Below are 19,724 nucleotides of genomic sequence, written 5' to 3'. Positions count from 1 at the left end.
AAACCGTTCACATCGACGCCAGCCTGATCCGGGCGAATGTCAGCATGGATGCACTGGTCGCGCGTCACCTCGATGCGGTCGAGGCGGCCAACGACGCCGAGCGTGACGCGCGCGAACTGGCCGGGTTCAAGACGCTCTGCCGCACGGACCCGGACGCCAGTTGCCATTGTTGCGTCATTGGTTCGAGCAGCAAAGGCGACGGCAACGTCGAAGGCCTCGGCTTGCGCCCGGCCTGCAAGCAGCACATCGCCGTGGACGACCTTGAAGGGATCGTGGTCGATGTGGAAATCGTGACGGCGAGGAACACGACACGCGCCGGTTCAAGGAGCGCCTCGACGTCATCAAGGGAACCCTCGGGGTCACCCCGGGCCGGATCTTTGCCAACACGATCTGCGGTGAGGGCCGCGCCTACGCCGCCCCTGAGGACCGCCAGATCGATGCCGTCATTCCGCCTCTTCGCGCCCCCGGCGTCAGGGTGCGCAAGGCTTTCCGGCCGAACGGTTCAGGTTCGATCCTCGTCACGATGTGGTCCGCTGCCCGGCGAAGAAGCGGCTGACCGCCAGAAACAGCACAAAACGGGCAAGTGGTATCGTGGCCTGCCGGCACGACTGCGCGCGCTGCCTTCTCAAGGCACAATGCTTGCCCCAAGGCGTAGCGTCCCGCCGGGTGCATATCGTCGCGAACCACGCGGCCATCCTGCGAGCTCGGCGAAGGCGCCTGGCATGGAACAAGACGATCAGGCAATCTACACCCGGCATCGCTGGCGCGTCGAAGGCACGCATGGCACGGCAAAGACGCTGCACGGCCTTGCCGGAGCCATCCGCAGAGGCCTGGAGAACATGAAGATCCAGGCCCTGCTGACCGCCACCGCCATGAACCTGAAGAAGCTGGCAGTGGCCGTGCTGCTGTTTCCTTGTTCCATCCTCCAAAGGCGGGAAGCCCGACCGATCACGGTGCCGGCCTGAAACGACCTCTTCAACAGCCCCCAACAGGAAGGTTGCCGCCATGTTCCACCGCCCGCTGATCCTCGCCGCGATGCTGCTGCCCGCAGGGGCCGCCCTAGCCGAGACGTCGATGCCCTTTGCCCTGGACTGGCGGTTCGAGGGCCCGTCCGCGCCCTATTTCGTGGCCATCGACCAGGGCCTCTTCGCGGCAGAGGGGCTGTCGGTCGAGGTGACGGCGGGCGAGGGGTCGCTGGACGCGATCCCGAAGGTGGCAACGGGCGCCTTTCCGGTGGGTTTCGCGGATCTGAACAGCCTGATCCGGTTCCTTGACCAGAACCCGGGCGCGCCGGTCATCGCGGCGATGATGGTCTATGACAAGCCCGCCTTCGCCGTGATCGGGCGCAAGTCGCTTGGCGTCGAGGCGCCCGCCGACCTGATGGGCAAGGTTCTGGGCGCGCCGCCCCCCGACGGGGCTTGGGCGCAATTCCCGATCTTCGCGGCCGAGAACGGTCTGGACATGGACCAGATCACCATCGAACCCGTGGGCTTCCCCACCCGCGAGCCGATGCTGGCCGAGGGCAAGGTGGCGGCGGTCACCGGCTTCTCCTTCACCTCGTATCTGAACACCAAGCGCCTTGGCATTGATTCCGAAGACATCTCGGTCATCCTGATGGCCGATCACGGCGTGGATCTCTATGGCAATGCGGTAATCGTCAACACGGATTTCGCCGAAGCCAACCCCGAGGCCGTGACGGGCTTCCTGCGCGCGGTCGCCGGCGGCTGGAAGGCCACCGCCGCCGATCCCGAAGCCGCCATCCGGGCGCTGGCCAGCCGCAATCCCGGCATGGATGCCGCGCTGGAGCTGGAGCGTCTGACGCTGGCGATGGAAACCAACGTGATGACCGACTGGGTCATGGAAAACGGCATGGGCAATATCGACCCGGACCGTCTGGCCAACGCGGTCGAGCAGATCAAGCTGACCTACGAATTCCAGAACGAACCCGACACCGCGCTTTACTTCAGCGACGCCTGGCTGCCGCAGGATGGCAGCCTGTCGATGGAATAAGCGCGCATGGAAAACACGGTCGAGATCAGGCATGTCACCCATGCCTACCGGCCCCCCCACGGCCCGCTTCCGGTCCTGAACGATCTGTCGCTGGCCATCCCTACGGGCGCGTTCTGCGCGGTCGTGGGGCCGTCGGACTGCGGCAAGTCCACGCTGACGCGGCTGATCGCGGGGCTGATGAAGCCTGATCAGGGGCAGGTCTTTCTGCATGGCGAACCTGTCCGGGGGCCGCGCAACACGGTCGGCATGGCCTTTCAGAACCCGGTCCTGCTGGAATGGCGCAGCATCCTCGACAACGTGATCCTGCCGCTGGAAATCGTGGCACCGCACATGCCGCGCCGCGACCGCGAGGCGCGGGCGCGCGAATTGCTGGCCCTTGTCGGGCTGGAAGGGTTCGAGTCCAAGCGTCCCTCGGAACTGTCGGGCGGGATGCGGCAGCGCGCCTCGCTCTGCCGGGCCATCGTTCACAAGCCCGAAGTGCTGATCCTGGATGAGCCCTTCGGCGCGCTGGACGCCTTCACCCGCGAGGATCTGTGGCAGACCATGCACGCCCTGCGCCGCGAAGAGCCCTTCACGACCTTGCTGATCACCCATGATCTGCGGGAATCGATCTTTCTGGCCGACGATGTGGTCGTGCTGTCGGGTCGCCCGGCGACGGCGCAATACCGGATGCACGTGCCGGGCGGGACGGGTCGCGTTCTGGACGACCTCTACACTCCGGAATCGGCCGAACGCCTGAACGTGCTGCGCCATCAGATCCAGATCGCTCAGGGCCGCGCGACCAGCAAATACGTGGCCGATGCCGAACTGGACCGGGCGCGGATGGGCAATCTGCGCGACCTGTTCCAGGGGATCGCCTCGGTCTCGGTCGGGGGCGCGATCCCGGTGGCGCAGAAGATCTTCGTCAACGGGGTGGATATGTTGAACCTGGCCGTGACGGTTGACGGCGTCTCGCAGAACAACCGGATCTTCCACCATGTCTCGGCCAATGCCTTCGATCCGGGGCTGATGAAATTCGTGCGCGTCGATGCCGGGATCGCCGCCGCCGATGCCGGGCCGAACGCGCTGGCGGGGGCCGTGGTCATGGAAACCGTGGGGGCATCCGACATCCTGCGCGACGGGGCGGCCATCGGCGGGAATGCGCGGCTGTCCTATGCTGATAACGGGCGCACCTTCAGCCGGTCGCTCACGCTGGCGGGCCAGCATCAGGGCCTGGAATGGCTGGGCTATCTGAAATCGGCGACGGGCGACGATTACAAGGTCGGCGGAGGCGCGGTCCTGGCGGGGACGGCGGCGGATCTACACTCTTCGCTTGGCAAGCTGGCCTACAAATCCGACCAGGGTCACCGGGTCGAGCTGTCCGGCCAACGGATGCGTGACGACACGCTGCGCCGCTCGCGCGCCAATATCGGCGATGTCATCGGCGGGCGCCCCTATACGCCGCTGCGCCGCTATGACACGACCCGCGACACGGTCGCGCTGACCTATCGCAACACCCAGGCCGAGGGGATCCGGGATCCGACGCTCTCGATCGGGCGCTCGCGGGTGACGATCGGCGTCGATCAGCCCGACTTCGCCAGAATTGACCGCAGCCTCGGCCGGTCGCAGAATCGCAACGGCAAGATCGAGAACCGCTTTCACCTCAGTGACCGCGATACGGTCACCGTGGGGATCGACCGTTATTCCCGCAGCAGCACCTATTCCGACGAGGCAACGCCCGGCCTGACCGAGACGGCCAGGAATACCGGCATCTACGCTCAGGCGCGGCTTGAACCGACCCAGACGATCTCGACCTCGTTCGGGCTGCGGCAGGACTGGCAGGACTTTACCGGCGTTGACGGGACCGCACTGGACGTGTCCGGCGCCAGCGGAAACGCCGCCGTCGCATGGCAGGCAACCGAGACGCTGCGTTTGCGGGCCGGGGTCTCGACCGTCTTCGGGGGCATCGTGCTGGAAGACAACTTCATCTTCGACACGTTCAGCACCTATGAGGGCCTGCGCGCGGCGCGGTCGCGCAATGCGACGCTTGGGTTCGACTATGACGCAGGCGCGCTGCGGGTGGATGGCGGGCTGTTCGCGACGGATGTGGACGATGCCCGCAACGTCGTGCGCGGCGTGGCGCAGAACTTCGATTTCGACAGCCGGGGCTTCAATCTGGGCGCGACCCATGACTGGCAGCAGGGCTTCCTGCGCGCCAGCTACTCCAAGAGCCGTGTCTGGGTGAACGGCGCCACGGCCAGCAGCTTTGCCGCGCAGGATTACGGCACGCCGCTTGGCGGGGTTCTTGCGCTGGAGGTTCAGCACAATCCGGCGGGCAGCGCCTTCACCTTCGGCGGCAGCGTGCAGGCCGCGCAGCGCTACACGCATACCGGGGCCGAGGGCGAATTGCCGCTGCCCGGCTACGGCGTCGTGGACCTGTTCGTCGAATATGTGCCGCCGCAACAGCCCGACGTGACGATCCGGGCCGAGGTCGCCAACCTGCTGGACAAGCGTTATTCCGACCGCGCAACCTATGGCGCGGATTTCGACAGCATCTCGCCGCTGTTCGAGCCGGGCCGCACGGTCAGCCTGACGGCCTCGATGCGGTTCTGACCGCAAAGGCTCGGCTCTCAGCAGGGCCGGGCTGCCTTACAGCGTGTCGGTCAGATTCTGGACGCTTTCGGGCAGGTAGCGGAAGGTCTCGCCGTCGCGGATCACGTAGCCCAGCCCTGGGAAGGGCAGGTGACAGGCCATCACCGCCATTCCCTCATCGGCGGCACGCAGGGCCAGCGCGCTGCGGGCGGCCTCGGCCTCCTGATCGCTGCCAAAGGTGGGATAGGGGCCCGGGCCGGGCCGGACGCCGTCCGCGATGATGGTCACGACTGCCTCTCCGAAGCGACCGCGCCTCCAGCCGGGTGCCAGCGGGCCGTCATCGGCGGGCATGGTCTCGGTCAGGCTGGCCTGGGCCTGCGGGGCCGGATCACGGGCAGGGTCAACAGACCCGCCGCCCCAAGCGCACCCGAGACATGGGAGCAGGGCAATGGCGAATAACCCGAGCCCGCTGCCGGGCCACGCCCCAGGCGAAGCCCCGAGCCAGGACCGCCGCGCCTTTGCAGGGCCGGCGGTCTTTTGCTGTATGGCGTGGCCAGAACCGCAAAACCCGAAGTTTGCATTGGACATCAGGGCCCTGCGCGCCTTCGCGGCGATCGTCGAGGAGGGCAGCTTCACCGCCGCCGCCCGCAGGCTGCGGCTGTCCAAGGTGATGTGCAACAAGCTCATCTCGGATCCCGAGGCCGATCTGGGCGCGCGTCTGCTGGTGCGGACGACCCGCGCGGTCAGGCCCAACGGGGCTGGAGCGGCGTTCTTTGCCGAAATCGCGGGCATCCTGGCGGCTTGCCGCGCCTCGACGCAGCGTCCTTCGGGGCCGTTGAAGCTGAGCGCGCCGGTTCACTACATGCTGAATGTCTTTCAGCCGCACCTGCTGCGCTTCATGCGCGAATATCCCGATATCCGGCTCAAGACCGTGCTGGAGGACAGCCGCGCCGACCTTGTGCGCGACGGCTTCGACGCGATCATCCGGATCGGCCCGCTTGATGACCGCGCGCTGCATGTCTGCCATCTGCATGACGTGCCGATCACGCTGGTCGTCTCGCCCGCCCATATCCGCGATCACGGCGCGCCCGCCCACCCGGCGGAACGGCGCGACCATGCCTGCCGGCATTATTCCAACCTGCACGGCAGCAATACCTGGCCGCTCAGCATCAACGGCGAGGTGTCCTATCACAAGATCAAACCCGATCTTTTCCAGCAACAACACCGAATTGCTGCGCCTGATGGCGCTGAACGGGCAGGGGGTTGCCGTGAAGCCGCGATTTCAGGTCGCGAAAGACCTGCGGCAGGGTCGCCTGCTGCCCGTGATGACGGATCACGAGCTTCCGCGCGGCGGTCAATGTGTTCTATTCCGGCCGCAAGAATGTCAGCGCGGCCCTGGCGGCCTTTCCGGATTTCGTCGCCGCCCTGCGGTTCGAGGCCCGGCCCGGCGCCGAATTGCCGAAAGCGTGACCTGGCAGCATGGCCTGCCCTGCGGCGTGCTGCGCGCGCAGCATGATTGCGAGAATTGACCATGCCGGACTACGCACAATTTGCAGCCGTCTGCCTGGGCTTCGGCCTGTCCCCGCAGGGGGCAGGGCCGGGCGAGCCGGCCGCGTTGGCTGCCTCGACTGCGCTGGCGGCGCCCGATCCTGTCGCGCGAGGCCCGACAGGGGCAGGGGGACGACGCCGCCCGTAAGCCCGACCGGCAGCACCGCCAGCGGATGCGCGGCCTGCTCGAGGCGGCTCTGCTGGACCGTTTCGGCCACGCGATGGACGATCCGTCGGGTTTCCGGCGAAGGGCTGGCGGGGTTCTGGGGGCAACCACTTCACCTTGGGAGGCGGCGATCTTGCCGCGATGAACCTGGCGCTGGCCGAGGCGCCTGAACTGGAAAGACATTTCCGCGCCAAGATGCGGTAACCTCACAAGTTCCCCGTCGGCAGCCTTCGCAGCCTGGGCGTCGAGGGGGCAACGCTGCGCGCCTTGCCGTCCCGCGACAGGGCCACGATCCTGCTGCAACCGTTTCAGGTCATGGGCCAGCCCTTCGCCAGACCACCCGGCCCCGACGGCTGGCTCGAAGATGCGCCGGCCTGGGCCAGCCCCCCAAGGGCTTGCCATGCGGATCACCTGGGCGCTGAAGCAGCCGGCGCGGCTGGTCGATCCGGTGCCCGAGGCGCGCGACTTCATGCACACAGCGCTTGGCGACACCCTGTCCGAGGTGCTGGCCTGGGCGCTCCCGAGCGCCGAAAGCCAGCGCGAGGGGATCGCGCTGGTCCTGGCCTCGACCGATTTCAACGGGCGGATCCGATGCCGACCCGCCGCCTGTTCCTCAAGACCGGCCTGCTGATGGGATGCCCGGTCGCGGCGCATCCGTTTCTGTCCACGGCCACCTTCGCCGCCACCCCGGGCGAGAACCGCCTCGTCGTCATCATCCTGCGCGGCGCAATGAACGGGCTGGACGCCTTCCAGCCATATGGCGACCGCAACCTGCCGGGGCTGCGCTGCACGCTGTCGCTGGGCCCCGATCACGGCGCGACCGATCTCGACGGCTTCTTCGCGCTGCATCCGGGTCTCGCCGATCTGCTGCCGCTGTGGCGGGCCGGACAGATGGGCTTCGCGCCGTCCGCCAGATGGACGCCCCGCGCGAACATGGATCTCGGCCCGCAGGGGCAGTTGCGGCTGGAACGCATCCACCACGACGATCCGGTCTTCCGCGAGACCAGCGCACAGACGCTCCGCATCGTTGCGGGCCTGCCGGTGGAACCCCGGGCGGACGAAGGCGTCGAGGAACATCTGGAACTCGCCCGCTTCGCGGCCAACCGGCTGAGTGGCCAGACCCGCATCGCCAGCTTCTCAATGGCGGGCTGGGATACCCATGCCGGACAGGCCGGGTGAATGCGCCGCGTCCTCGGCCGCCTGGCCCAGACGATCCTGACCCTGTGCGACGATCTCGGCCCGAACTGGGACCGCACCACCATCCTCGCCATAGGTGAATCCGGGCGCACCGCGCATGAAAACGGCTCGGCCGGGACCGATCGCGGCACCGGAGTTGCGATGCTGGTCGCAGGCGGCGCCGTGCGCGGCGGCCGCGCTCTGGGCGAGTGGCCCGGACTGGGGCAGGGGGATCTCCATGAAGGGCGCGATCTGATGCCGATGCGCGACATGCGCGCCTATGCAGCCTGGGCCATGCTTGAGAAGTTCGGCATCCCCAGAACCACCTTGGAAGAGGCGATCTTCCCCGGTCTCGACATGGGTCCCGACCCGAAGCTACTGGCCTGACCTGCCCCTTGCCTTGGTCCAAATATCCCGGGGGCCGTCCGCAAGACGGTGAGGGCAGAGCCCCCCGCGCGCCTTGGCCGCGCGGAATGCGGCCCGCCGCCCTTCTCCATGCGGTCGCGCCGCATCGGCGTGAACGCGCGGGCGGCCTTGGGTCAGGGCGCCGGCGCGGATGGTGCGGGCCAGCCTTGGGCCGATCCGCCAACAGGTCCGGATAAAGGCGCGAGCTGCCGCCGAATGGACAAGCATCTCTTCCCGCAGCCGCCGCAGCATCGCCACGTCGGGATGCCCCGGATCGCCGAAGGCTGCCGTCGCCACGAAGCAGGCACCCCCCGGAGATAACCGACCGGGTCAGCACCATGGCGCCCAGCAGCAGCACGTTCGCCATGCTCGGATGCAGGATCGTCCGGATCAGATCCGCGACGATCAGAACCTCAAGCCCGGCCAGGATATGCCGGCCCAGGACCAGACGACCCCTGTTCGGATGGTGACGCGGCTCAGGCGCGTCCTTCCGCATGATGGCCGCTGATGACGGCAATGGCAGCGGCGGCGGTGGGGTATCTCATCTTGTCCTCCCTGAAGCCGGCTCCCGACCGGCCTTCTGACGCATACTGGGCAGAATATGACTTACGTACGTCAAATCAGGCCAGCCTGCAACCGATTCCGCGACCGGCTCAGGGAAGATTGTCGCGCAGAAAGACCTCGATCCCGATGCGGCCGGCATCGGGGGCCACGGCACGGCCGCGGATCAGCGATTGCAGAATTTCGACGGCCGCTGAAATCTCGCGCACGGGATCCTGGTGGATCACGGCATCGAAACTGCCGTCCAGCAGCGCCTGCCGCGAATGGGGCGTCAGTTCGTGGACCACGACCGACGGGCGCGCCTGCGGCTGACGGTGTTGCGCCAGCGCGCGGGCAACGCCCCTCGTGCCGGCGCCCAGGCTGTAGATGCCGGTGATGTCGCCGTGGCGGTCGAGCACGCGCTTGAGTTCGGTGGCGACGATATCCTGATCGTCCAGCCCTTCCAGCGCGGGCAGGATCTGCTGGTCGCCGAATTCGGCGCGCAGCACCTGCTCGAACCCAAGCCGCCGTTCGGCATGGTCGCGCACCAGCATCGAGCCGGCGACGATGACGATCTTCCCCGGCCGCCCGCGGCAGAACCGGCCCAGCAGGCTGGCCGCGGTCCGCCCCGCCTGCACGTTGTCGATCCCCACGAAATACTGGCGCCGGGACGAGGGCAGATCGGATACCAGCGTCACCACGGCCACCCCCCGGTCGCGCAACTCGGCCAGCGCGGCGCGCACAACGGCGCTGTCGGTGGCCACGACCGCCACGCCGTCGGTCGCGTCCGGATCGACCGCGCGCAGGGCCTGCGCAAGGGCGGCATCGTCGAAAGCGGGCACGGTGCGGGTGGCAATGGCGGTGAATTCCCACGCCTCGGCCCGTTCCACCAACTCGCGCTCGAGCCCGCGCATGAAGCTGTTCGACCCGGCGGGCAGCAGGAACAGCAGCCGGTCCTGCCGACGCCGCGCAAGGTTGGCCGCGGCCGCGTTCCGCTGGAAGCCCAGCTCGCGCATCGCCTCGAACACGCGGGCCTGCGTCGCCTGCCGCACGCCCCTGCGCCCGTTCAGCACCCGGTCGATCGTGGACAGGCTGACCCCAGCAAGGCGGGCCACATCGTGAATGGTCGGACGGCTCATGCGGCGCGATACTCTGGCTTCGGATCACGACGAGCGTAAGTCAGAAGCGCGGGGGCGGGAAGGTCATTCGGCTGCCGGGCGACCTTGGCCCCGCAGCCATCATGCGGCCATGAAGCGGATATGCGGCTGGCCAGGATACGGACCTGGCGTTACTTCGGCCTCGACCCGGAAAACGTCCCGGAGCAGGGACCGGGTCAGCACCTCGGCGGGCACACCGCAGGCCACCACACGTCCGCCCTGAAGAACAACGATCCGGTCGCAGAACATCGCGGCAAGATTGAGGTCATGCAGGGCCACGATGCTGGTGAGGTCAAGGCGACGCACCATGCGCAGGATCTCGATCTGGTGATGGATGTCCAGATGGTTGGTCGGCTCGTCCAGAAACATCACGCGCGGGCTCTGGGCCAAGGCGCGGGCGATATGGACGCGCTGACGCTCACCGCCCGACAGCGTCTGCCACGCCTGGCCGCGCAGACCCGCCATGTCAACCTGCTCCAGCGCGGTCGAGACCGCAGCCTCGTCCGCCATCGTCCAGCCGGTCAGGGGCGAGCGGTGCGGCGTGCGCCCCAGCCGCACAACGTCGCGGACCGACATATTGGTGTCGGTGGTCGCGTTCTGCTGAACGAATGCCACCTGCCGCGCCAGCGCGCGGCGGGAGACGCGGGCGATGTCCTGGCCCAGGATCTCGACGCGGCCGGACCCGGGGGACTTCAGCCCGGCAAGAAGCCGCAGCAGCGACGACTTCCCCGATCCGTTCGGCCCGATCAGGCCCAAGGTCTCGCCTTCGGCCACGGTCAGCGAGACATCGTTCACGATGGTCCTGCGCCGGACGCCCCAGATCAGGTTCTGTGCGATCACGCTCATGTCTGCGGCCTTGCCCGGTAAAGGATGATGGCGAAGAAGGGCACGCCCACGAGGGCGGTGACGACCCCGATGGGAATGGTCTGCTGATGGGCCACCACGCGCGAGGCGATGTCCGCCAGCACAAGAAACAGCGCCCCCACCGCTGCGCACGCGGGCAGAAGGCGCAGATGCAACGGCCCCACCACATAGCGCGCGGCATGCGGAACGACGAGGCCGACGAACCCGATCGTGCCCACCATGCTGACGATGGTGGCCGTCATCAGCGCGGTCGCGGCAAAGAGGATCAGCCGGGTCCGGCCGACCGGCACGCCCAGCGCTGCCGCGTCCTCGTCGCCAAAGGTGAAGGCGTCCAGCGAGCGCGCCATGAACAGGCACAGGGCCAGCCCGGCCGAGACGACCAGCACAAGAAGCTGAAAGTCTGGCCAGCGCACCCCGCCGAAGCTGCCCAGCAGCCAGAACATGACATCGCGCGCCTGCTGGGCATTGCCCGACGTGGTCACGATGGAGGATGTCAGCGCGTTGAAAAGCTGCGACGCCGCCACGCCCGCCAGGATCGTATGGTTCGGCCCGCTCGTCGCGCCGTTCGACAGCATCGCCACAAGGGCGAAGGCCGCGAAGGCTCCGGCGAAGGCGCCCATCGACAGGGTCAGGCTGCCCGCACCGATCCCCAGCACGATCACCGCCACCGCCCCGGTCGAGGCCCCGGCCGAGATGCCCAGCACGAAGGGTTCGGCCAGGGCGTTGCGCAGCAGCGCCTGCAGGATCGCGCCGCAGATGGCCAGCCCCGCCCCCGCCAGGGCCGCGACAAGCGCCCGGCTCAGCCGAAGATCCCAGACCACGCTCTGCTCGATGGGCGGGATCTCGGCCGAGGTCAGGCCAAGGCCGTTCGTCACCGCCAGAAACACCGTGCCCATACCGATCCGGTAATCGCCGATGGCGGCCGCAAACGCGACCGCGACGGCCAGCAGGATCAGCACCAGCCCAAGGAACAGGGCAAGTCGTCCCGCCCCGCCCTGTTGTTCGTCGTCCATGGTCACGGCAGGTCAAACGTCCGAAGCTGTTCGGCCAGCTGTTCCGCGCCATAAAGGGTGTGGATCGAGGGGTTCATCGACGCCCCGCTCATCACCGCGATGCGGCCGGCCTTGACAGCCTCCATCTGGCTGATGGCCGGATCGGTGGTCAGGAACTCGATCTTGGCCTCGGACTCGTCCAGCCCCCACCGCTTGCGATCAACCTGCGCGGCGACGATCACGGTCGGGTTCGCGGCCATGATCCCCTCCCATCCCAGGGCGGGCCACTCGGCCTCGGTCTTAAGCGCGTTCGAGCCGCCCAGAAGGTCGGCGATATAGCCCGAGGGACCGTTCCCGCCTGCCAGGTAGGCATCGTCCGAGGGCGAGGGGGACGAGAACCAGAACAGGAAGGTCAGATCCTCGCGTCGCGCGAATTCCTCGCGCAGCGCGGCCTCTCGGGCCCTCAGATCGGCGATCAGCGCTTCGCCCCGGTCCTGCACGTCAAAGATGCGCGCCAGATCGTCGATTTCCTGGTAGAGCAGGTCCATGTTCCAGAGGGTCTCGCGCAGGCCAAAGATGCCGGTGGCCTTGCTGCCAGACTCGTTCCGGGTATCCGCGACGGTGGTGCAGGCACTGGGCGACAGATAGGTCGGAATGCCCAGCCGTTCGAAATCCTCGCGCTTGGCGACCTTGCTGTCCGGTCCCAGCAGCGTCAGCAGCATCGCGGGCACGAAATCGGGCTGCCTGGCCAGGATCGCTTCGAGCGTCGGAAATTCGACGGTGAGCACCTCGACCTTGGCATTCGCGTCCTGAAGCTCGGGCAGGACACGGTTCGGCCAGAAGGCGGTGCCCGCCATCCGGTCCTCGAGCCCAAGCATGAACAGGATCTCGGCGCTGTTGTGGCCAAGCGCGACCGCCCGTTCGGGCGCCTTGGCGAACGTCACCTGCTGGCCGCAATTCTCGATCGTGAGGGGGTAGGAGGTCGGCTCTGCCTGCACGACGGTCGCCAAAATGGTCGCGGCAAGGCCGCTGAGGGCCGCAAGCCCCGGAGTCCGCATGATGATGTCCGATCCTGACAAAAACTGTCGAGACCAGGCATCGAATGGCCAACGCAAACACAACAGTTCTTTTGTCGGAAACGGGAAACGCCTGATTGCCGGCCTGCGATGCATCACTGCACGCGAAGGGCAGGGCGCACTGAAGAACGCCAAAGTCGCATCAGGCAAGCCTTCATCTTGGGCCGGAACATGGTCTTTTGCGGCAAAGGATGAAGCTGTCGTGGAACGCAAAGGCGCGGCAGGGGTTTGGCTAGGTCGCGCGGGCATGGGGTCCGGCACCAGCAGGGGAAAGGCATATGACCGACATCAGCCAGAAGCAGGGCAAGGGCGGAGAAACGCAGCAACGGGGCGGCGAGGCGCTGACCACCAATCACGGCGTGCCGATCTCGGACAACCAGAACAGCCTCAAGGCCGGAGCCCGGGGACCAGTGCTGCTGGAAGATTTCGTGCTGCGGGAAAAGATTTTCCACTTTGACCACGAGCGCATTCCCGAGCGGATCGTCCATGCCCGCGGCTCGGGGGCGCATGGCTATTTCGAATGCACCGATCCCATCCCCGAACTGACGCGCGCCAGCGTGCTGGCCAAGCCCGGCCGGACCCAGGTCTTCGTGCGGTTCTCGACCGTGGCCGGCGGCGCGGGCAGTGTGGACACGCCCCGGGACGTGCGGGGCTTCGCGGTCAAGTTCTACACGGATGAAGGCAACTGGGATCTTGTCGGCAACAACATCCCCGTCTTCTTCATCCAGGACGCGCTGAAGTTTCCCGACCTGATCCACGCGGTGAAGATGGAGGCGGATCGCGGCTATCCGCAGGCGGCCAGCGCCCATGACACGTTCTGGGACTTCGTTTCGCTGATGCCGGAATCGATGCACATGATCATGTGGGCGATGTCTGATCGCACCCTGCCGCGCAGCCTGCGGATGATCGAAGGCTTCGGCGTTCACACCTTCCGGCTGGTCAATGACGAGGGCCGCTCGACCTTCGTCAAGTTCCATTGGAAGCCGAAGCTGGGCCTGCAGAGCCAGGTCTGGGACGAGGCAGTCAAGACCGCCGGCGCCGATCCCGACTATCACCGCCGTGACCTGTGGGAGGCCATCGAATCCGGCGACTTCCCGGAATGGGAGCTGGGCATCCAGACCTTTGACGCGGACTGGGCCGCCGCCCAGCCCTATGACGTGCTCGACGCGACCAAACTGATCCCCGAAGAGGACATTCCCGTCCGCATCGTCGGTCGGCTGGTGCTGGACCGCAACCCAGACAATTTTTTCGCCGAGACCGAGCAGGTGGCCTTCCTGCCCTCGAACGTGGTGCCCGGCATCGACTTCACCGAGGACCCGCTGCTGCAGGGGCGTCTCTTCAGCTATCTCGACACGCAGAAGTCGCGGCTCGGCACGACAAACTTCCACCAGATCCCGGTGAACGCGCCGAAATGTCCGATGCACAATTTCCAGCGCGACGGGATGATGCAGATGGCGGTGCCGCGGGGCCGCGCCAATTACGAGCCGAACAGCCTCGCCGAGGCCGGCGAGGATCCCGGCCCGCGCGCGTCGGAGAAGGGCTTTGCGACCTATCGGCACATGACCGAGCTGGGGAACGAACCGACCGAAAAGCTGCGCGTCCGACCTGAGAGCTTTGCCGATCACTACAGCCAGGCGCGGCTGTTCTATCAAAGCCAGACGCAGACCGAGCAGCGCCACATGGCGGACGCCATCACCTTCGAACTGTCCAAGGTGACGCTGCCGCATGTCGTCAGCCGCGTTCTCTCCCATCTGCGTGTGATCGACGAGGATCTGGCCAAGGCCGTGGCCGAGGGCCTGGCCGAAGATCTGCCTGCCGCCGCAATCCCTGCAAAAGAGCCTGTGGACATGGCGCCCTCGGATGCGCTGTCCATCGCCAAGCGGGCGCATCACAGCCTGAAGGGCCGAAAGGTCGGCATCCTCATCGGTGACGCGCCAGACAAGGCGCGGCTCGAGGCGCTGAGTGCCGCGATCACCGAGGCGGGTGCAAAGGCCGTGCTGATCCACAAGCAGCGCGGCCGAGCAGAGGAACAGCTGGCCGGTCAGCCCTCGGTCTTCTTCGATGCGGTGGCGCTGGTGCTGTCGGCCGAGGATGCCAAGGCGCTGTCCCGCTACAAGCCGGCCATCGACTTCGTCTCGGACGCCTTCGCCCATTCCAAGGCCATCGGCGCGGACGAGACTGCCGAAGCGCTGCTTGAGGCGGCGGGCGTGACGCGCGACGAAGGCGTCGTGCCGCTGGATGCCGCGGGCTTCGTCGCGGCCGCCTCGCGCCGCTACTATGAGCGGGAGGCGTCGCTCTGGTAAAGCGCAGCGCGGCATCACGCGGACCCGACCACCCCTGATCCCGTCCTTAGCTCCGCTGACGTTTCTGGTAAGGCCTGTTGCTGGTAGCCGCTGCGCGATCACTCGCCTTAAACCGACCAGGAACGCCGGAGCCAGAGGCGCGGCAGGTCGCTTTGAAATGAGCCAGATGGGCCGGCGAAACGCCTGCCCATCTGTTCGTTCAGGCGCAAGGTATAAGCGAAGCCATGCCACAAGCGGTTCGCCGCGCGCAATCGCAGCACCGGCGATGCGCGGCAGCCGGTGGACATGGAGCCGAGAAAGCAAACAAGCGCGCGATGCGCGGATCTGATATAATCTCGATTATGTCTCATACTTGAATGCTGCATCAGCTCCAGGGCCCGGTGTGCGGCGCTCTGACACCGGTCGAGCGGTTACGGTTTCGGCAGGATCAGCAGCTCGGCCGTGATGCAGACCGCGTTGAGGCCGACGCTCAGGCGGCCCCGGCGCAGGGCGCCGTCCATGCCCGTTGCCGCGATTTCCAGACGCACCGCGTTGGCCACGACCGCGCCGCTGGCGATCACGAATTCTGCGGCGTCCCCTTCAACCGACGCTCCGTCTTCGAGCTGGGCTCCGACAAGGCTGCCCAGCCCTTCAATGCGGGCCTGGCCAAGGTCAAGCCCGGCCAGAGCCGTCACCAGATCCTCGTTCGGCCTGATCCGGCAAAGGGCCGCGTTTGGCGCGGACAGGTCCAGAGCCACGGGCGAGAAGAGCGCAAATCCCGTTTCGGGATCATCGCGCCGTTCCAATAGCGCGCCCGCGATCCCCCAGCCCGACACGACCGCATCGGCGGCCAGGATGCTGTCATCGCCCTGAAGGTGCCCGATGCCCGTCTGGCCGTCGCCGCCTGTCCAGAGACCATGGCAATGGCCGAAGGGCGCGGTCCCGTCGCGGCCCAGATGGATGCCGCCCAGAGTGATGCGCCCGGCCTTCATCCGGTGCGGCGCGCTGAACCAGGCCACGCGGCCATCGCCCGGCGCGGGGGCCGGGACGACCCAGACCAGAGGTGCAAGCGCGACGCCCTCAAGCCGCAGATAACCGGCGGCGAAACCCGCCTCGGCCAGAGCCTGGGCCACGGCCCGGTTCAGCGGCAGGCCGGCCCGAAGGCGCAGGTGCAGGGCTTCGACCCGGCAGGGCACGGTCTCGATCCGGGGTCCGGCGACCGGCCCGGGATGGGTCAGGCGCCGCAGGGTCATGCGGCGGGCCACTCGCCCCGGGCGATCAGTTCCTCGCGCACCATCTTGCGGGTGATCTTGCCATAGGCGGATTTCGGCAGCGCCTCCCACAGCACGACCCGGCGCGGCAGCTTGTAGCGGGCGATCCGGCCCTCCAGCCAGGCCAGCACCGCCTGCGGGTCCGGCTGCGTGCCCTTGCGCGGCACGCAGACGGCCAGCCCGGTTTCGCCCCAGACCGGATCGGGCGCGCCCAGCACCAGAACCTCGGCCAGGTCGGGATGGGTCAGCAGCTTCTCCTCGATCTCGCGCGGATAGATGTTCGAGCCGCCCGAGATATACATGTCCGAGGCCCGGCCGGTCAGATACAGGAACCCCTCGGCGTCCAGATGCCCCAGATCGCCGGTCAGGAACCAGCCGTTGCGAAAGGACTTGGCGTTCGCGTCCGGGTTGTCGTGATAGCCCGCAAAGACCGCCGGACCGATCACCGCGATCTCGCCGGTTTCGCCCGGCGGCAGTTCGCGCCCTTCGGCATCCTGGATCTGGACCTGCATCCCGGTGCGGGCAAAGCCGCAGGTGCCGATCCGCATGGCGGCATCATCCGCCGAATGCAGCGCGGGCGGCAGGACCGTGATGTTGCCCGTCACCTCGCCCAGACCGAAATACTGGACCAGCACCGGTCCCAGCTTGTCCAGCGCGCGGACCTGATCGGCCCGATACATCGGCGCGCCCGCATAGATGACGTGGCGCAGGCTGGAATGGTCGAAGCGGTCCACGGCCTGATGCTCGACCAGCAGCTTCACGATGGTCGGCACGGTGAACATGTTGGTGACGCGATGCGCCTCGACCAGCGCCCAGATCTCGGCCGGATCGAAGCGCTCGCCCACGGGCAGGATCGTCGGCACGCCGCGCGCCACCTGCGCCAGCTGGTGGATGCCCGCCCCGTGCGACAGCGGCGCGACCACCAGCGAGGCATCGTCCTCGGTCGTGCCGGGCATCAGGTCGCAGAGGTGGTTCGTGACGACAAAGGCCATCTGCCCATGCGTCAGCACCGCCGCCTTGGGCCGTCCCGTCGTGCCCGAGGTGAAGAAGAACCAGCAGGGATCGTCGCGTTGAACCTCGGCCTCGGGCGGCATGGCACCCGCGTGGCGGGCGATCAGCGTGTCATAATCCGTGCCGAAGCGGCTGGCGCCGATCGAGATGATCCCCTCGACCGTTCCGGCGCAGGATGCGGCGTGGTCCGCGAACTCGGCCCCGCAGAGCAGCAGCCTCGCCCCCGACGAGGCCGCCAGATAGGCCAGATCATCCGGCGCGCCGCGAAAGTTCGCGGGCACCCAGACCGCTCCGACCCGCCAGCAGGCGAACATCGCCTCGAACATCTCGAGGCAGTTGGCGGACTGCACCAGCAGCCGGTCGCCCTTGCGCAGCCCGTAATCCGTGACCAGCGCCTGCGCAAAGGCCCCGGCGCGGGCCTGCATCCCGGACCAGGAGGTGCGCGCCTCGCCTCGGATGAAGCCGGGGCGGTCCGGGAACCTGCGCGCATTCTGCGTCAGGAAGTGGCAGAGATTCATCACCCGCGTCGAGACCGGCGTCATCGCGCCCGCTCCAGAATCGAGACATAGTTGGCGACAGCAGCCCCGCCCATGTTGAACACCCCCGCCATCGTGGCACCGGGCAGCTGCATCTCGCCCGCTTCGCCCGCCAGCTGCATCGCGGCCATGACATGCATCGAAACTCCTGTCGCGCCAATGGGATGGCCCTTGGACTTGAGCCCCCCCGACAGGTTCACCGGCAGCCGCCCCCCCCGCGCGGTCATCCCCTCGCGGATGACGCGATGGCCCTGCCCCGGCTCGGCCAGACCCATCGCCTCGTATTCCAGCATCTCGGCGATGGTGAAGCAATCATGGGTTTCGACCAGCGACAGGTCGTCCAGCGCGACGCCCGCCGCCTCCAGCGCCTGCCGCCAGGCAAGGCGCGCGCCGCGGAACTCCAGCACGTCGCGGCGCGACAGGGCCATGATGTCGCTGGCCTGCGCGCGGGCGCGGAAGGCGATGGCCCGGCGCATCCCCATCGCCGTCTCGGCATCCGCCAGAACCAGCGCCGCCGCCCCGTCCGAGATCAGCGAACAGTCCGACCGCCTGAGCGGCCCCGCCACGCGCGGGTTCTTCTCGCTGACCGTGTTGCAGAAGGCGATGCCCAGATCCTTGCGCATATGGGCATAGGGGTTGGCCATCCCGTTGGCGTGATTCTTGGCGGCGATCATCGCCAAGGCCTCGGACTGATCGCCATGGCGCTGGAAGTAGCTGCCCGCGATCTGGCCGAACAGGCCGGCGAAACCCGCCTCGACCCCGGCCTCTTCGCGGCGGTAGCTTGCGCCCAGCAGGATGTCGCCCACCTCGGCGGTGGGCGTCGCCGTCATTTTCTCGGCGCCCACGACAAGCGCGATCCGCCCGCGCCCCGACGCGATGAAATCCATCGCCCCGAACAGCGCGGCCGATCCGGTGGCGCAGGCATTTTCGTAGCGGGTCGCGGGAATATGGGCGAAGGCCTCGTCGCCCATCGCCACCAGCGCCGCCTGGAAATCCTGACGCGAAAAGCCGTTGTTGAAGACGCCGACGAAGATGCCGTCGATATCGCCCGCGCCGATTCCGGCATGGTCCAGCGCCGGGACGATGGCAGCGGCCATCAGCGCCTCGGTGTCCTCGAGGTCGGATTTGCCAAAGACGGTATGCCCCCAGCCCACGATCATCGGATTTGGCATCGGATTTGGCATCGGGTCTCCCATCTCATCCTCCGTGTCGCGGCGCGGCCTGCGCCAGCTTGCGTTCGATGCGCGCGGCCTCGGCGCGCAGACGTTCCAGCAATTCGGGGCGCCTGTCCTCGCGCATCCGGCTGGCGACGGCGGCCAACGACAACGCGCCCGCCAGCCGCCCGTCCGGATGACGCAGCGCGACCCCCATGCCCCAGGAATCCTCGAAGACCAGGCCGGGATTGAGCGCGTAGCCCCGCGCCGCCGTCTCGGCCACCAGCGCGGGCAGATGCGGCGCGTAGCGGGGGAAGGACCGCGCCAGCACGGCCTCGTTCGCGGCCATCACATCGGCGCGCTCGCCTTCGGGCAGGGCGGCCAGCATCGCCAGAGAGCCCGCCCCGACCCCAAGCGGATGCGACTGGCCGGGCACCAGCGCATGGGTGCGGATCGGAAAGCCGCCGTCCTCGCGCAGAAGGCACAGCGAAGATGCGCCGCGGCGCACCGACAGCAGCGCCGCATCGCCCACATCCCCCGCCAGCCGCATGACACTTTCCCCGGCCAGCTGCGCCAGACCGGGCCGCTGCGCGGCGACATGGCCCAGCACCTGGGCCTGATCGCCCAGATGGTATAGGCGGCTTTGATCGTCCTGCGCGACCATGCCCGCGCGCATCAGCGCCAGCACAAGCCGCCGGACCGTCGCCTTTTTCAATCCGCTGGACGTGACCAGCCCGGACAACGAGATCCCTTCGGCACCATGCCGCGCGACCGTCAGCAGCAGCATCAGGGCGCGGTCCACGCTTTGCGTGCCGCTTGGGCCGTCATGGTCCATATCGTGGACCTGTTGTCTTTCGGCACACATGATCCCGCCCTCCCGGACCGAGGATGATGAGAAGTTAGGCGAAATGGCAAGAATATTCTTGCAATGGGGTCGCAGATGAAATCATCATGTGGACCAATGC

Annotated in this window: 18 protein-coding genes and 3 pseudogenes; 10 read left to right on the top strand and 11 right to left on the bottom strand. The window is 67.6% G+C overall.

What is annotated here, in order from left to right; translation table 11 throughout:
* The 4 genes and pseudogenes from KY389_RS12110 to KY389_RS12100 form a co-directional block, all read left to right on the top strand.
* The coding region (locus KY389_RS12110) for a transposase (RefSeq protein ID WP_219831252.1) at window positions 1–965 on the top strand (965 nt) is incomplete at its 5' end.
* Between the two features lie 40 nt (window positions 966–1,005).
* On the top strand, window positions 1,006–2,010 hold the full coding sequence (locus tag KY389_RS12105) for an ABC transporter substrate-binding protein (RefSeq protein WP_219831251.1): 1,005 nt from the start codon (window positions 1,006–1,008) through the stop codon (window positions 2,008–2,010).
* Window positions 2,011–2,016: 6 nt separating this feature from the next.
* Window positions 2,017–2,954: pseudogene (locus tag KY389_RS15455) on the top strand (ABC transporter ATP-binding protein).
* Window positions 2,842–4,602, top strand: coding sequence for a TonB-dependent receptor plug domain-containing protein (locus KY389_RS12100; RefSeq protein ID WP_343222952.1), 1,761 nt, complete (start codon window positions 2,842–2,844; stop codon window positions 4,600–4,602). Before KY389_RS15455 ends, KY389_RS12100 begins: the two are co-directional and overlap by 113 nt.
* Before the next feature lie 36 nt (window positions 4,603–4,638).
* On the opposite strand, the gene KY389_RS12095 is transcribed toward KY389_RS12100, so the two are convergent.
* Window positions 4,639–4,932: a hypothetical protein gene (locus KY389_RS12095; RefSeq protein ID WP_219831249.1), complete on the bottom strand. Its 294-nt coding sequence runs from the start codon at window positions 4,930–4,932 to the stop codon at window positions 4,639–4,641.
* On the opposite strand from KY389_RS12095, the pseudogene KY389_RS15880 reads away from it, so the two are divergent.
* From KY389_RS15880 to KY389_RS15735, 5 genes and pseudogenes are all read left to right on the top strand, one after another.
* Window positions 4,859–5,716 (top strand): annotated as a pseudogene (locus KY389_RS15880) (LysR family transcriptional regulator); the annotation flags it as partial. The gene KY389_RS12095 and the pseudogene KY389_RS15880 overlap by 74 nt on opposite strands.
* Window positions 5,598–6,110, top strand: a complete 513-nt coding sequence (locus tag KY389_RS15875; protein WP_425517190.1) for a LysR substrate-binding domain-containing protein — start codon at window positions 5,598–5,600, stop codon at window positions 6,108–6,110. The pseudogene KY389_RS15880 and the gene KY389_RS15875, both read left to right, overlap by 119 nt.
* Before the next feature lie 585 nt (window positions 6,111–6,695).
* On the top strand, window positions 6,696–6,926 hold the full coding sequence (locus KY389_RS12085) for a hypothetical protein (RefSeq protein ID WP_219831247.1): 231 nt from the start codon (window positions 6,696–6,698) through the stop codon (window positions 6,924–6,926).
* Window positions 6,887–7,474 carry a DUF1501 domain-containing protein gene (locus KY389_RS15740; protein WP_343222951.1) on the top strand — a complete coding sequence of 196 codons (588 nt, stop codon included), beginning with the start codon at window positions 6,887–6,889 and terminating at the stop codon, window positions 7,472–7,474. The genes KY389_RS12085 and KY389_RS15740 overlap by 40 nt, the downstream gene beginning before the upstream one ends.
* Entirely contained in the window at window positions 7,475–7,858 is a 384-nt protein-coding gene (locus KY389_RS15735; protein ID WP_343222950.1) for a DUF1501 domain-containing protein, read from the top strand. It begins immediately after the preceding gene.
* Here the strand turns inward: KY389_RS15735 and KY389_RS15870 are convergent.
* The 6 genes and pseudogenes from KY389_RS15870 to KY389_RS12055 form a co-directional block, all read right to left on the bottom strand.
* Window positions 7,847–8,173 carry a hypothetical protein gene (locus KY389_RS15870; protein ID WP_425517189.1) on the bottom strand — a complete coding sequence of 109 codons (327 nt, stop codon included), beginning with the start codon at window positions 8,171–8,173 and terminating at the stop codon, window positions 7,847–7,849. The genes KY389_RS15735 and KY389_RS15870 overlap by 12 nt on opposite strands.
* Before the next feature lie 28 nt (window positions 8,174–8,201).
* Window positions 8,202–8,372, bottom strand: a pseudogene (locus KY389_RS15865) (DUF1622 domain-containing protein); the annotation flags it as partial.
* A gap of 157 nt (window positions 8,373–8,529) precedes the next feature.
* Complete coding sequence (locus tag KY389_RS12070; protein ID WP_219831246.1) at window positions 8,530–9,555, bottom strand: substrate-binding domain-containing protein; 1,026 nt, start codon at window positions 9,553–9,555, stop codon at window positions 8,530–8,532.
* A gap of 99 nt (window positions 9,556–9,654) precedes the next feature.
* Complete coding sequence (locus tag KY389_RS12065; RefSeq protein WP_219831245.1) at window positions 9,655–10,419, bottom strand: ABC transporter ATP-binding protein; 765 nt, start codon at window positions 10,417–10,419, stop codon at window positions 9,655–9,657.
* On the bottom strand, window positions 10,416–11,450 hold the full coding sequence (locus tag KY389_RS12060) for a FecCD family ABC transporter permease (RefSeq protein WP_219831244.1): 1,035 nt from the start codon (window positions 11,448–11,450) through the stop codon (window positions 10,416–10,418). Before KY389_RS12060 ends, KY389_RS12065 begins: the two co-directional genes overlap by 4 nt.
* A 2-nt stretch (window positions 11,451–11,452) precedes the next feature.
* Window positions 11,453–12,487, bottom strand: coding sequence for an ABC transporter substrate-binding protein (locus KY389_RS12055; protein WP_219831243.1), 1,035 nt, complete (start codon window positions 12,485–12,487; stop codon window positions 11,453–11,455).
* A 296-nt stretch (window positions 12,488–12,783) separates the two neighbouring features.
* On the opposite strand from KY389_RS12055, the gene KY389_RS12050 reads away from it, so the two are divergent.
* Entirely contained in the window at window positions 12,784–14,808 is a 2,025-nt protein-coding gene (locus tag KY389_RS12050; protein ID WP_219831242.1) for a catalase, read from the top strand.
* A 410-nt stretch (window positions 14,809–15,218) separates the two neighbouring features.
* Here KY389_RS12050 and KY389_RS12045 read toward each other — a convergent pair whose 3' ends face one another.
* Genes KY389_RS12045 through KY389_RS12030 form a run of 4 tightly spaced genes read right to left on the bottom strand, consistent with a single transcriptional unit; the run spans window position 15,219 to window position 19,594 of the window.
* Entirely contained in the window at window positions 15,219–16,040 is an 822-nt protein-coding gene (locus KY389_RS12045) for a PPC domain-containing DNA-binding protein (RefSeq protein ID WP_219831241.1), read from the bottom strand.
* Entirely contained in the window at window positions 16,037–17,611 is a 1,575-nt protein-coding gene (locus KY389_RS12040; RefSeq protein WP_219831240.1) for an acyl-CoA synthetase, read from the bottom strand. Before KY389_RS12040 ends, KY389_RS12045 begins: the two co-directional genes overlap by 4 nt.
* On the bottom strand, window positions 17,608–18,777 hold the full coding sequence (locus KY389_RS12035; RefSeq protein ID WP_219831239.1) for an acetyl-CoA acetyltransferase: 1,170 nt from the start codon (window positions 18,775–18,777) through the stop codon (window positions 17,608–17,610). Before KY389_RS12035 ends, KY389_RS12040 begins: the two co-directional genes overlap by 4 nt.
* A 25-nt stretch (window positions 18,778–18,802) precedes the next feature.
* A complete protein-coding gene (locus tag KY389_RS12030; RefSeq protein WP_219831238.1) occupies window positions 18,803–19,594 on the bottom strand; it encodes an IclR family transcriptional regulator in 792 nt (263 codons plus the stop codon).
* Window positions 19,595–19,724 lie beyond the last annotated feature (130 nt).

It is taken from the genome of Paracoccus bogoriensis (assembly GCF_019431455.1).
GTDB lineage: Bacteria > Pseudomonadota > Alphaproteobacteria > Rhodobacterales > Rhodobacteraceae > Paracoccus > Paracoccus bogoriensis.
The sequence above is the reverse complement of the archived record's forward strand: the minus strand, read 5'-3'. Positions and strand labels throughout refer to the sequence as shown.

Bases quoted from the DNA above. Each gene is read 5' to 3' on its own strand.
- KY389_RS12065 (WP_219831245.1), bottom strand. From the start codon at position 10,419: ATGAGCGTGATCGCACAGAACCTGATCTGGGGCGTCCGGCGCAGGACC.
- KY389_RS12070 (WP_219831246.1), bottom strand. From the start codon at position 9,555: ATGAGCCGTCCGACCATTCACGATGTGGCCCGCCTTGCTGGGGTCAGC.
- KY389_RS15875 (WP_425517190.1), top strand. From the start codon at position 5,598: ATGTCTGCCATCTGCATGACGTGCCGATCACGCTGGTCGTCTCGCCCG.
- KY389_RS12095 (WP_219831249.1), bottom strand. From the start codon at position 4,932: ATGCCCGCCGATGACGGCCCGCTGGCACCCGGCTGGAGGCGCGGTCGC.
- KY389_RS15735 (WP_343222950.1), top strand. From the start codon at position 7,475: ATGCGCCGCGTCCTCGGCCGCCTGGCCCAGACGATCCTGACCCTGTGC.
- KY389_RS12045 (WP_219831241.1), bottom strand. From the start codon at position 16,040: ATGACCCTGCGGCGCCTGACCCATCCCGGGCCGGTCGCCGGACCCCGG.
- KY389_RS12055 (WP_219831243.1), bottom strand. From the start codon at position 12,487: ATGCGGACTCCGGGGCTTGCGGCCCTCAGCGGCCTTGCCGCGACCATT.
- KY389_RS12060 (WP_219831244.1), bottom strand. From the start codon at position 11,450: ATGGACGACGAACAACAGGGCGGGGCGGGACGACTTGCCCTGTTCCTT.
- KY389_RS12050 (WP_219831242.1), top strand. From the start codon at position 12,784: ATGACCGACATCAGCCAGAAGCAGGGCAAGGGCGGAGAAACGCAGCAA.
- KY389_RS12105 (WP_219831251.1), top strand. From the start codon at position 1,006: ATGTTCCACCGCCCGCTGATCCTCGCCGCGATGCTGCTGCCCGCAGGG.
- KY389_RS12030 (WP_219831238.1), bottom strand. From the start codon at position 19,594: ATGGACCATGACGGCCCAAGCGGCACGCAAAGCGTGGACCGCGCCCTG.
- KY389_RS12035 (WP_219831239.1), bottom strand. From the start codon at position 18,777: ATGCCAAATCCGATGATCGTGGGCTGGGGGCATACCGTCTTTGGCAAA.
- KY389_RS12085 (WP_219831247.1), top strand. From the start codon at position 6,696: ATGCGGATCACCTGGGCGCTGAAGCAGCCGGCGCGGCTGGTCGATCCG.
- KY389_RS15740 (WP_343222951.1), top strand. From the start codon at position 6,887: ATGCCGACCCGCCGCCTGTTCCTCAAGACCGGCCTGCTGATGGGATGC.
- KY389_RS12040 (WP_219831240.1), bottom strand. From the start codon at position 17,611: ATGACGCCGGTCTCGACGCGGGTGATGAATCTCTGCCACTTCCTGACG.